Raw genomic sequence first — 10,832 nt, 5'->3', positions numbered from 1 at the left:
CGACACCACGAACACGCCCTCAACCTGATCGGCTGCACCAACTGGCGGGACGCTATCCGGCACATCCCGCCACGGGGTCATGTCCCCTGTGGTGGTGTAACGACGTCGGGTTGATCTTCCTGGGGGTGGATCGAGTCCATGCCGCTCTTGGGGAGGTAGCTGCGGGGGAAGGCGATCCATTCATCGTGCATCTCGATGAGGACGGCGGTGGTGGGGCGTTCGAGGGCGTCGGGGCTGGGGAAGATCTGGACGACGTCGGTGCGGCGCTTGATCTCGCGGCTGACGCGTTCCAGGGGGTTCGTGGACTGGATCTTCTTCCAGTGCCGGTCCGGGAAGTCCGCGAAGGCGGTCAGGTCCACCCTGGCTTCCAGGAGCATGGCTTTGACCTTGGGGAACTGCCGTCCGAGCATGTCGGCGACGGTGTCCAGCTGAGCACGGACGGCTTCCGCGGCGGGCTGGGCGAAGACGGTGCGGATCGTCGCGGCGGCCATCTCCGCGGAGTCCTTGCTGATCACAGCAAAGACGTTCCGCAGGAAATGAACGCGGCACCGCTGGCAGGCGGCACCGGGCATCACTTTGCGGACCGCCTTGACCAGCCCGGAGTGGTGGTCGGCGATGACCAGACGGACCCCGCCCAGGCCGCGTTCTCGCAGAGAACGCAGGAACCCGCTCCAGAACATCCCGGTCTCGCTGTCGCCGGCCATCACGCCGAGGACCTCGCGTCCTCCGTCCCCGGTGATGCCGGTGGCGACGACCACGGCCTGCGGGACGATCTGGTGATTCACCCTCGCCTTGCAGTACGCCGCGTCGAGGCAGATGCAGGGGAAGCGGATGTGGTCCAGGGGCCGGGTGCGGAAGATGCTCAGCCCGGAGTCCAGCGCGCCGCAGATCCTGGAAACCTCGCTTTCGGAGATCCCGGTGTCACCGCCCAGGGCCTTGACCAGGTCGTCCACGCTGCGGGTGGACACGCCGTGCACGCAGGCTTCCATGATGACTGCGCAGAGGGCCTGGCCGATGCGACGCCGGCGTTCCAGCAGCAACGGGAAGAAGCTGCCGGTGCGGACCTTGGAGACCGCCAGGTCCAGGTCCCCGGCCTGCGTGGCCAGCACCTTCTCGCGGTGCCCGTTGCGCATCGCCGTGCGGGTCCCGGTGTGCTCGCCGTGCTCCGCGCCGATGTGCGCGGTGGCTTCGGCCTCGATGAGCTCCTACAGGATCCGCTGGGCCAGGGCCCGGACCAACTCGATCCCGTCCGCCGTACGCAGTGACTCCACCAGCCGGAGTAAGCCATGCTGGGACAAGGCCATCGCGCCACCTCTCTCAACGAGCATCTCCACTCGGAGAGTTGCGCGATGGCCGCCCCATCACCAGGGCCTACCCGGAGATCGCTGTTACACCACACGGCGGGACACCATCCGCCACGGCGTCCCGGCACGGGTCCGCCACCGTATCCCGCCTGTCAACTGCCGCCTCGTCCATATCGCAGGCCGTCCCGGCTTCTTCCCCCTCGGCAGAAGACGCTCGAGCCTGGCCCACTGCTGGTCCGTCAGATCACCACGTGCCACACCGCGATCACCACCGATCAAGATCCACTTTCACAACAGACCCTAGCCACCCAACCCACCGCCAGCCGGTCCGCAGCCAGCTGGAGACCGTCGCCGGGGGCTCAGCCAGAGCAGTTCCCGAAAGCGCGGCGGATGCTGCCGGGCCGAAGGGGCGGGGAAGCGTTCCAGGCAAATACCTGAAAGATCACCGGGCGGCCGCACCTTTCTGCTGAGAATCTTTATTTGGGGTTCAACCCGGCTATCGCGCCGATGCCCGGAAATCCCCAAGCAGTATTCTCCCCTGCACGTGGGAAGGTTCCTTGGGTCGCTTTTCGGCTGGCCCAGGTAATCAATAGAGCTTCGATTGGAGAAATCGATGAAACGCCCTAAGACGCCAGACCCATCATGGAAGGACAGGGTTCTGCGAGCTACAGTGGCTGGCCAAAGCGCGGCTCACCCTGGCCAGTATCGCGGTAGTGGCGGCATGACATATGCGATGACTCCGGTTGCCTCCCCGATGGCTGGCGCTTCCTCCGCCCCAGTACAGGCAAAAGAGCAGCTGCGGCCTGGTGGACCTTCTCCGTTGGCCACTCCTTCATGCGCCACCGTGTACGCCACACCCCTTGGGAACTCCGCACCCGCCAGCACGGGCACCGCACCGCCCGCCGTATCGTTCGCGACCGCCTCTGCGGCCCCCGTACCCTCGGCGCCTTTCCCTCACGCCAACGCGAGCGAATGCTCCGGGCCCCAGCTGTAAGCCTCCTGTGTCCTCCTTCACACCAACCTCCTGCACAGGCAGGCTTAGTTATGGATGTCGGCGGGACTGCCTGCCCTAAGACGCCATAACCCGATCCGCCACGGGCGGGAGAGGGCACAGGCAGCGCACACTCCTTCTCCCGTCCGTGGCACGTTAGCGAAACTGGCCAGATGAAGAGTTAGCTCGGTTCTTGGCAGGGGCCATCCTTCTTGTTCCGTCGTCCTGCGTCCCAGCTATGGGCCAGTGCTGAGTCTTCGCCCCCCTGCTCACCAACACGCAAGAGGAACCCGCGCTGCGCTCGCTCGCTGGGTAGAAAAATTATTGAGCCTAGGAGAATCCCCGTGACCTTGCGCCATTCACAAACCGACGGTCGTGAGCGCGACTTCACCCAAGTGAGCACTCCTACACAGGTTGTGCCATGCTGCGAGGCCGTCGCACCTGTCGGGCGGCGTCTGCGTCCTGGCGCACAGCAGTTTCCGTCCACCTTTGCGTGATCACAGTAGGCCGCAAGGAAGCAATTTGCTGACCCATACTGCGAACCTTCTGCGGTGTCGGGAGTCAGAACCTGCAAGTTATTTCCTTACGACTCCCAACGATGACTGGAGAACACTGGTGAACACTTCACGTGATGAGCAGTGGCACTCCCCTGTTACCCCTCCCCCGGCCTTTGGCTGGGTGTCCGTCCAGCTACTTGTTCTGCTGCAGCGGTCACATGCCAACGGGCGGGTGCCGGAAGCGGGGTTGCCACACAGGCAACCGCTGGTGGTATCGCCGGAGCAGTTGCCGTGTGAGGGCCGTCTGCAGCGGCACACAGTGCGCCGGGAGGATCGCAGCCGAGTGCGGCAGACGTATCACAGGCTCGGTCGGCGGCGCTACCGCAGACCGCGGCTGCCCCGTGACAGCGGTCAGGAGCATGCGACAGCTACTGGACCGCGTGACAGTGCGGCTGGCCTGCGTCACTGCCCCCTCATGTCCTCCCGGGGGCACCCGCGTTCGCTCAATGCTGACGTGTGCGGCTGCACAGACCAGGGGGGAGGGTCCTGCGTGGTGCGCCTTTCCCCTGCTCCGGCTAGGGAGAGGCAGCCGGTGGATTCCCCTGTAGCGCCGTGTGGCGGCCTGGAGGACTACCCTGCTGCCCGTGTGTCCGGCTGGGACGTTGGCCGTGGGGGGTGGCGCTCCAGCGCAGTGCCAGAGTATCTCGGTCCGGTATCCGTCGCTGAGGACGCAGCGTGGGCTCTGCCATCAGGTGTTGGCGTGCCAGCAGGCCATTGTGCACCGTTCATGCATGTCCTGCGCAGCCTGGTTCTCGGGATGTTGGCGGCAGCAGGTGGCCGGTTACGGCAGATGACTGCGGTGGCTGTATGGGGGCTGCGGCGCCTGGCCGGGCGGTGTGCTCTGTGTGCTGGCCGCCGTGTCTCGTGTGCTGCAAATGTTACGACAGCCGACTACGGGCAGGTGAGAACGCTGCCCAGCACAGTGGTCCGCCTCCCTGCGCCGAACCGGCAGGCTGCCGGTTGCACCCACCGATGCAGCGGATATGAGGCGCGTGTGGTCACACACCTGCGGCAGGGCATTAACATGTCCGTTCGCGTACTGTGCAGGGCATGCACACGCGGTGTCCGGCAACTGGTACGCCGGCTCACGAGCAGGCGTTGGTATCAGCGGCAACGCAGGCACCTGTTCCGCCAGGTAGCCAGGTTCCAGGCGCGGTTCTTCTTCTCAGCCGGGCCCGTCCCACCTTCGAGGTATCCGGTCAGTTTGCACCAGCGACGCCCTCGTCTAAATCTCGCCGGTTGGTCTGAGGCACACGGGACGGCGGCACGCGCGCTGCCCACGGCGATGCGGCGGTCTGCAGTACGCGGCCGCCCCGCCGCCTGCACCAGCCCCGTGCAGTTTCCTGCTCGCAGGGCGGTCACGGCCATGGCCGGCAGCCTACGGAACGCCGGTTGCATGAGGCGATTCACACATCGTTGGTCCCGACACCGTCCCCCAGGCGGCGAGGCCAGCCTCCGGATAGCACCCGTACCCAGCGGGGCGGGACTTGAGCGAGTGGCGAAACGGCAAACGCAGCGGACTTAAAATCCGCCGCCCGCAAGGGCATGTGGGTTCGACTCCCACCTCGCTCACACCCCGCTCTCCTCCGAGGCTTATTCGCGGGCGGGCTCTGCCTGCGCCAGCAGGACTGTGGCCTGCTGGCGGTGCGGGGCCAAAGACCAACGTGGCTGAGCATCCTTCGTCCTCCGAATCTACAGGTCAGCGGGCTGAATGCTGACAGCTCGTCAGGTCTCTGGCCTTGGGCGTCGTGTCGACGCCGGCCGGGCGGACGCCGACGTCATCACCCTCCCGGGACAGGATGAAAGAGGCTCGCTAAGCCTCCCCGCGTCGATTGCGCGAAATGCGACTCCTCCCGCAGTTGTATGTGCCCTCCTCGGTAAAGGCCCATCCATGCTCGGTTACCTGAACCTCGCGCTCAAGCAGGCGTCCCGGTCTCGGTGCCGTTATCGCGTCGGTGCCGTCCTGGTCAAGGGCAACCGGGTTCTGGCCCATTCCACCAACCTCCGCCGCAACTCCCCCACCGTGGACTTCCGGCACGCCACCTTCCACGCCGAGGAGGCACTGCTGCGGCGCTCCCACCCACCTCACGGCGCCGTGATCTACGTCGCCCGCATCGACCGCGCCGGGGCTCCACAACTAGCCCAACCCTGCCCTCGCTGCCAGCAAGCTCTCATCGCCAGCGGCATCACCCTGGTCCACTACACCACCGCCACCGGCCCTGCCACCCTCCGCCTCGTCTGACCTGGTCCGCCACACTCCAGACGCCTCAGCATCAACCCGCCGGCCGAACAGGCCTTCCCACCCTCATCCGCGAAAAGGAGTTCCATGTCTCCCGCACCCGGCCTCGCTGAACCTCCTGCCGCCCATCGCCGCAGCGGACGCAACGGCCTGCACCTGTCCCCTGTAGGTCTCAGTCTCGGCGCCCGGCCCGCCTCTTCCGCTGCCACGCCCAGCTCCCTGATCGGGCAGGCCCTGGACCTGGGCATCACTCACTTCGACATCACCGCAGCAACCAGCCACCTCAGCAACGAGAAAGGCCGCACAGCCGCCACCTGGCTGTCCTGGCGCTCGCCCTGGCGCGAGGAGACGACCGTCTCCGCGCGTGTCGGACTCGGCTGGCCATCTCACAGCCCGTCTGGTTTCGGCTCCCGCAAACATCTGCTGTCGAGCCTCGACGGCATCCTCCAGCGCACCGGACTCGACTACCTCGATGTCCTGTACGCCCACCGCTACGACAGCAGCACCCCCCTTGAGGAGACCATGACGGCCCTGGCCTCTGCTGTACAGCAGGGCAAGGTTCTCTACACAGGCCTGTCCTCCTTCGCGCCCTCCACTGCACGACGGGCGAGCATCCTGCTGCAGGGACTGGGCACGCCTGCGGTCGCCTACCAGGCCTCCTATTCCCTCCTGGACCGATGGATCGAAGACGGCCTACTGGAGCTCCTGGATGACCACGGCATCGGCTGCATTGCCTGCGCCCCCCTGTCCCACGGACGGCTCGTGGGCGCATCCCCTGCCCTGGCCGAGCGGGCCTCCGTCGTGCCCGCACTCAGCCGCATCGCCACTGCGCGTGGCCAGCGTCTGGAACAACTCGCCATCAGCTGGACCCTGCGCGACCCCCGCATCACCTCCGCCCTCGTCACCACCTCCCGCCCCGAACACCTGACCACCAACCAGGAAGCCGCCGACTACACCGTGTTCACCCCCGACGAGATCAAAGCCCTCGACACCTGCTGCCCCCCACCGCCCGACGAACCGTTGCCTCCGACCACCGGCAGGATGTCTTCACGCTGAGGCACCACCGTCTCAGGCACCCAGCGTAAGAACATCGCAGGCAACAGCCTGGCCCGTGCCCCTGCCCAGAGGCCACCGCACAAGGAATGAAGCCATGCACTTCGCCCGCGCACCCCACACGCCGCCGTATCACTGCGCACCGGACAGGCTCCGCCTGGACGCCGCCATCGCCCGCCTCATACAGACCGGCACCAACGACACCAGGCAATGGGCCCAGGCAGAGGATGCCCTCGCACGCTACGGCATGCACGTCCTACACCGCTGGGCCGCCGACGGCACACTGCCCCACCGCGTCCGCCGCCTGACCGGCCGGTACATACGCCTGGCCACCGGGCCTACCACCGACCACGACGCCCTGACCGAACTCCTCGACACCACCATCGCCATCTCTTTACGCCACTTCCGCCGGCACGCCCTCGACGGCACCGGATGGGACCCCAGCCGGCGGACCAGCGCACAGACCTACTTCATCGGACGCTGCCTGCTCTGCCTGCCGTCAGAACACCGCCGCTGGACCCGCGAACACCAACACTCCGGCACCCTCATCACCGTCCCCCTGCACTACGCCGCAGACCTACCCGACGAAACCCCCCTCAGCCACCCCGCCGACCTCGCTGTCACCCGCTGCGCCATCGGCACCATCCTCGACCAGGCCGACCCCCACACCCGCCTCATCCTGCTCGGCATCATGTACGGCTACCCCCTCACCGCCATAGCAGCAGAACTAGGCGCCACACCCAAAAGCATAGAAATGCATTGGTACCGCTATCGGAACCACCTGCGTAAAACCGCCGACCCTCTCCTGTAACCCACCTCCCCACCCACATCGCAAAGGACACCCCCCACATGCCCTTTACCCGTGTCTCAAGCCTCGCTCCCCACCTGCTGGACCGCCTCCCCGCCAGCCTGCTACGAGGCGCCAGCAACGTCATCACATCTCTACACTGCCGCCTTCGCGCATTCACCGTCCGCCCAGCCCGCCCTTCTCGCACCGGCCCAGCCCATGCCCGCTCAAAATTCCGGCACCCGCCGGATCCCCCTCTTCGCCGACCACAACCAGCCCACCTCCACCGCAAGCACCAGCAGCCCAACGGCCACGAGTCCGCCGCCCCCTACCAGCCGCTGCCGGAGTTCCCTGGCGAAGAACTCTTCGGACCGGGCCACTCCAACCAATGGGTCCTCCTCTTACGCCTGCGCCTGATTACCCATGGTTACGCCGAGGATCAACGCGACGCCCTCATGCACGACCCAGACCTCAAATACGCACGCCTTTGGGACGATCGTCTGCGCACCGCATGCACACTGTTTCAGCTTGACCAAGGATGGCGGGGCTCCCAGGCCAGCGGCTACCCAACCCAAAAAACATGGAACCTCCTCTGGATCAACCCTGAGGGCGTGTCAATTTAACGGAGAGTCAGTGAGCGTCTTTCATCCTGAATAGCTGCAGGTCAGGAGGGTGTGGATGGCTTGGACGATGCGGCTGATGCGGTTGGTTGAGCATCGGGCCCGGCGGAGGATGTGCCAGGTCTTCAGCTGGGCGAAGGCGCGTTCGCCCAGGGCCCGGAGACGGGCATGGACTCGGTTGAACCTCTTGTAGTGCTCGGGTAGTTCGCGGTGTCCGTAGTAGGGGGTGCGGACGGTGGCGCCGGCACCCTGGTGGGCGCGGTCGGCCAGGACCAGGATTTCCCTGGTGAGGCAGGCCTGGACGATGCCGTGCGCGCGGGCCGCGGTCAGGTCGTGGGGGCGGCCCGGCAGGGCACGGGAGAACCACAGCGGTGTGCCATCCGGACGGGCGATGACCTGCACGTTCATCCCGTGCCGCTTGTGCTTTTGCGAGTAGTACGGCTCGTCCGCGGCGATCCGGTCAGTGGGAATCAGCGTCCCGTCAACGATGACGAAGTCGCCCTCACCCAGACCCACCAGAGCCTCGCGCAGGCCCGGGGCCCAGGCCGCGAGGATCTCGAGTGTCTCGTCGACGTACCGCCAAGCCGTTGTCCGAGACACGCCGAAGCCCGCTCCGAGCTGGGCGAATGTCTCGTTCTTCCGCAGGTGGGCCAGTACCAGCAGGGCCTGCTTGAAGCAACCCAGCCTCCGCCACGGCGACTTCGGCTCACGCCGACGGGCATGGATCAGCCACGAGACATGCTCAACGACCTCGTACGGGACGTCGAGCATGGAAGAATACGGAACCAACAGGGCCCCTCGGACACCGGTGTGATGAGTGATGTCACCACGCCAACGACCAGGGGCCCTGCCCTGTCACCCACACCCATCCTGACCAGCCCTTTCACCCCTCAAGAGGCAGGATGAAAGACGTTCAGTATTGCATTCGGGGGGCTTCGATAACGCTGCGAGATTTTCCCTTAACATCATGCTGGCCAACCAGTAGCATCTGGCCGCCGTACCAGCGGCTGGAAATCGGCACACGTCTTATCAAGTCCTACAACACCCACTGAAAAGCATGCGTGACTTTGCTGGCCCCGATACACTGACACCCTGAACATGGATAGAAGTGTGTTCAAAACAGGCTCTCTTGCACCCGTTTCAAGACATCCCACCTCTGAGCTGAACGAAGCGGACCAGGACAGTCGTGATCTCCCCAGCGCGCGCCGCCCATGACGTGCGTGCCCATTCCTCTTTCGCGTGGACTGTTTGCCAGCCTCAGGGGCCAGCCATGCTCGCGAGCACCCCATACATATATCCGGGCAACGGCGTCAACCTGTGCTGACGTGAGAGGTCTGTGAGCAAACCCTGACGTCTCCACTGACACCCATTCAGAATTTCCATCACCTTGCGCCCACGCCCGGTCATGGACGGAGACATACTGTTCGATCTCACCTGCCTGTGATACCCAAAAGTGAGCCGAGACTTTCGCGTCAGGAGATGAGAATCGCTCGTATAGTGAACCCTCGCCCTGCTGCACATGGATTATCAGCCCCCTCTGAGCAGTCCGACTCGGAGCAAAGTTTACTTTGATCGGCATCAGACTGGCGCCAGGCATCCACCCAGGAGGCAGGGCCCTTTTCCCGGGAATGACCTGACGTCCATCAAGCCCCTTGCGATCATCTCGAACATTTAACAGCGCCGCAGTTGAACACAAGGCGAGACTCCCCATGAGGGAAAAAACGCCCCGCCTGGACAGGGAAATGCGATGCATTAGCGATCTCCTGACTGATGCGGAAAACCTCCTCCGAAAGGCCGACCAGCCACCTCCCCCGGAGGTTGACAGGTCAACGCTCCCTGCATGCGGGATAGTCGACACCGCTGACTATGGCGCACGCCCTCCTGAAAATGGAGGAAAATTATTCGCCGCTCCGGAACGGGGGGCCACGCCATCCAAATACTCTCAATCGAAAGAAAAGACGTCCTGCCGGATATTCAGGCGCTTGCTTGAAGCTCTGCGCAGGGCAGCAAGAACGTCCAAGGAGCAAATGCCTGAATAAACCCCATTCGGCCGAAATAGCCGCCGGTCAGGCGGGTAGAGCGGTAGGGACCTCTTTCATCCTGTCCCGGGAGGGTGATGACGTCGGTGTCCGCCTGGCTGGCGTCGGCACAACACCACAGGTCAGACATCCCATGGCGTAGGGATGTCAAGCAGCTGTGACGAGGGTTGCGTGGTGTGACCACGCGGTGGCCTCGTCGTAGAGGGTGCGGGTCTTGAGGCATCCGTGGAGGATGCCGACGAGTCGGTTGCCGAGCTGGCGCAGGGCGGGGTTGTAGCCCGGCCCGCGTCGCGGGCGCGCTGTTTGTCGTAGTAGCGGCGGGCGCCTGGCGAGGTGTTGAGGGCGGAGAACGCCTGCTTGTGAAGGGCGTCAGCAAGACGGTCGTTGCGCGCATAGCGGGCCTGGACGGCGTGCGTCCTGCCGGAGGCGCGGGTGATCGGGCTGGTGCCGGCGTAGTTCTTGCGGGCCTTGGCGGAGGTGTAGCGGGTGGGGTCGTCCCCGAACTCGGCCAGCACCCGGGCGCCGGTGATCTCGCCGATGCCGGGCACCGACAGGTAGATCTCAGCGTCCGGGTGCGCGCGAAAATGCGCGCTCACCTGCTCTTCCAGTGCGGCTATCTGCTCGTTCAGCACGATCAGCAAGTGGGCGTGCGCGGTCGCCGCCGCACCGTAGGCGGCGGCGACCGGGGCGGCGACGCCGAGCTGCGGCTCACGCAGGCCGGCCTGGATCGCGGCGGCCCGCTGGTCCCGGTTGCGCCGACGGTGCCGGGCCAGCACCGCGGCGATCTGCGGCTTCGTCAGCTTCGCCGCCTGCTCCGGCGTCGGGGCCTTGACCAGCAGTTCCAGCGCATCGGTGCTGGTCAACTCCAAGGACGCGTAGGCACTCAGCGCGCCGGGGAAGTACTCGCACAGCGTGCTGCGCAGCCGCTGGAAGGCGCGGGTGCGCTCCCGGATCAGGCTCTGGTGGGCACGGGCGACGACCTTGACCGCCTGGGCCTGGTCGCTGTCGCCGGCAACCGGCCGCAGCTGGTCGCCGTCGATGCGGACCATGTCCGCCAGCGCGTGCGCGTCACCCTTGTCACTCTTGGCCCCCGAGGCCCTTCGCGTCGGCATCGGTCTGGAGCTCTTCGAAGATCCGCTTCCAGGTGCCGTCCCGCTGCCAGCGTCGGAACAGGTCATACACCCGGTCCCACGGACCGTACCGTTCCGGCACATGATCGTGTCCCGCCGGTTGGTGCAGCCG

General features: G+C 65.6%; 7 protein-coding genes, 1 tRNA gene and 2 pseudogenes. 4 read left to right on the top strand and 6 right to left on the bottom strand.

Annotation, left to right across the window (positions count from 1 at the left end; genetic code table 11):
- Window positions 1-77 precede the first annotated feature (77 nt).
- Both ACLHRZ_RS36100 and ACLHRZ_RS36095 read right to left on the bottom strand, forming a co-directional pair.
- A pseudogene (locus tag ACLHRZ_RS36100) lies at window positions 78-1,304 on the bottom strand (IS256 family transposase).
- A gap of 84 nt (window positions 1,305-1,388) precedes the next feature.
- On the bottom strand, window positions 1,389-1,562 hold the full coding sequence (locus tag ACLHRZ_RS36095; protein WP_490422835.1) for a transposase: 174 nt from the start codon (window positions 1,560-1,562) through the stop codon (window positions 1,389-1,391).
- A gap of 2,779 nt (window positions 1,563-4,341) precedes the next feature.
- On the opposite strand from ACLHRZ_RS36095, the gene ACLHRZ_RS36090 reads away from it, so the two are divergent.
- The 4 genes from ACLHRZ_RS36090 (at window position 4,342) to ACLHRZ_RS36075 (ending at window position 6,955) form a co-directional block, all read left to right on the top strand.
- A tRNA-Leu gene (locus ACLHRZ_RS36090) sits at window positions 4,342-4,424 on the top strand.
- A gap of 319 nt (window positions 4,425-4,743) precedes the next feature.
- Entirely contained in the window at window positions 4,744-5,094 is a 351-nt protein-coding gene (locus ACLHRZ_RS36085; protein WP_490422834.1) for a deaminase, read from the top strand.
- A gap of 84 nt (window positions 5,095-5,178) precedes the next feature.
- Window positions 5,179-6,147: an aldo/keto reductase gene (locus ACLHRZ_RS36080; protein WP_490422833.1), complete on the top strand. Its 969-nt coding sequence runs from the start codon at window positions 5,179-5,181 to the stop codon at window positions 6,145-6,147.
- Window positions 6,148-6,241: 94 nt separating this feature from the next.
- Window positions 6,242-6,955 carry a hypothetical protein gene (locus tag ACLHRZ_RS36075; protein WP_490422832.1) on the top strand — a complete coding sequence of 238 codons (714 nt, stop codon included), beginning with the start codon at window positions 6,242-6,244 and terminating at the stop codon, window positions 6,953-6,955.
- A gap of 620 nt (window positions 6,956-7,575) precedes the next feature.
- On the opposite strand, the pseudogene ACLHRZ_RS36070 reads toward ACLHRZ_RS36075, so the two are convergent.
- The 4 genes and pseudogenes from ACLHRZ_RS36070 to ACLHRZ_RS36055 form a co-directional block, all read right to left on the bottom strand.
- Window positions 7,576-8,381, bottom strand: a pseudogene (locus ACLHRZ_RS36070) (transposase family protein).
- Between the two features lie 284 nt (window positions 8,382-8,665).
- On the bottom strand, window positions 8,666-9,130 hold the full coding sequence (locus ACLHRZ_RS36065; RefSeq protein ID WP_490422837.1) for a peptidoglycan recognition protein family protein: 465 nt from the start codon (window positions 9,128-9,130) through the stop codon (window positions 8,666-8,668).
- 582 nt (window positions 9,131-9,712) lie between these two features.
- Complete coding sequence (locus ACLHRZ_RS36060) at window positions 9,713-10,702, bottom strand: IS110 family transposase (RefSeq protein WP_490422831.1); 990 nt, start codon at window positions 10,700-10,702, stop codon at window positions 9,713-9,715.
- Window positions 10,668-10,802 carry a transposase gene (locus tag ACLHRZ_RS36055; protein ID WP_490422836.1) on the bottom strand — a complete coding sequence of 45 codons (135 nt, stop codon included), beginning with the start codon at window positions 10,800-10,802 and terminating at the stop codon, window positions 10,668-10,670. Before ACLHRZ_RS36055 ends, ACLHRZ_RS36060 begins: the two co-directional genes overlap by 35 nt.
- Window positions 10,803-10,832: the final 30 nt, after the last annotated feature.

It is taken from the genome of Streptomyces sp. AM25, from assembly GCF_058146165.1.
This window is presented reverse-complemented; position numbering and strand designations above follow the sequence as displayed.

Bases quoted from the DNA above. Each gene is read 5' to 3' on its own strand.
- ACLHRZ_RS36085 (WP_490422834.1), top strand. From the start codon at position 4,744: ATGCTCGGTTACCTGAACCTCGCGCTCAAGCAGGCGTCCCGGTCTCGG.
- ACLHRZ_RS36080 (WP_490422833.1), top strand. From the start codon at position 5,179: ATGTCTCCCGCACCCGGCCTCGCTGAACCTCCTGCCGCCCATCGCCGC.
- ACLHRZ_RS36075 (WP_490422832.1), top strand. From the start codon at position 6,242: ATGCACTTCGCCCGCGCACCCCACACGCCGCCGTATCACTGCGCACCG.
- ACLHRZ_RS36065 (WP_490422837.1), bottom strand. From the start codon at position 9,130: ATGCCGATCAAAGTAAACTTTGCTCCGAGTCGGACTGCTCAGAGGGGG.
- ACLHRZ_RS36060 (WP_490422831.1), bottom strand. From the start codon at position 10,702: ATGCCGACGCGAAGGGCCTCGGGGGCCAAGAGTGACAAGGGTGACGCG.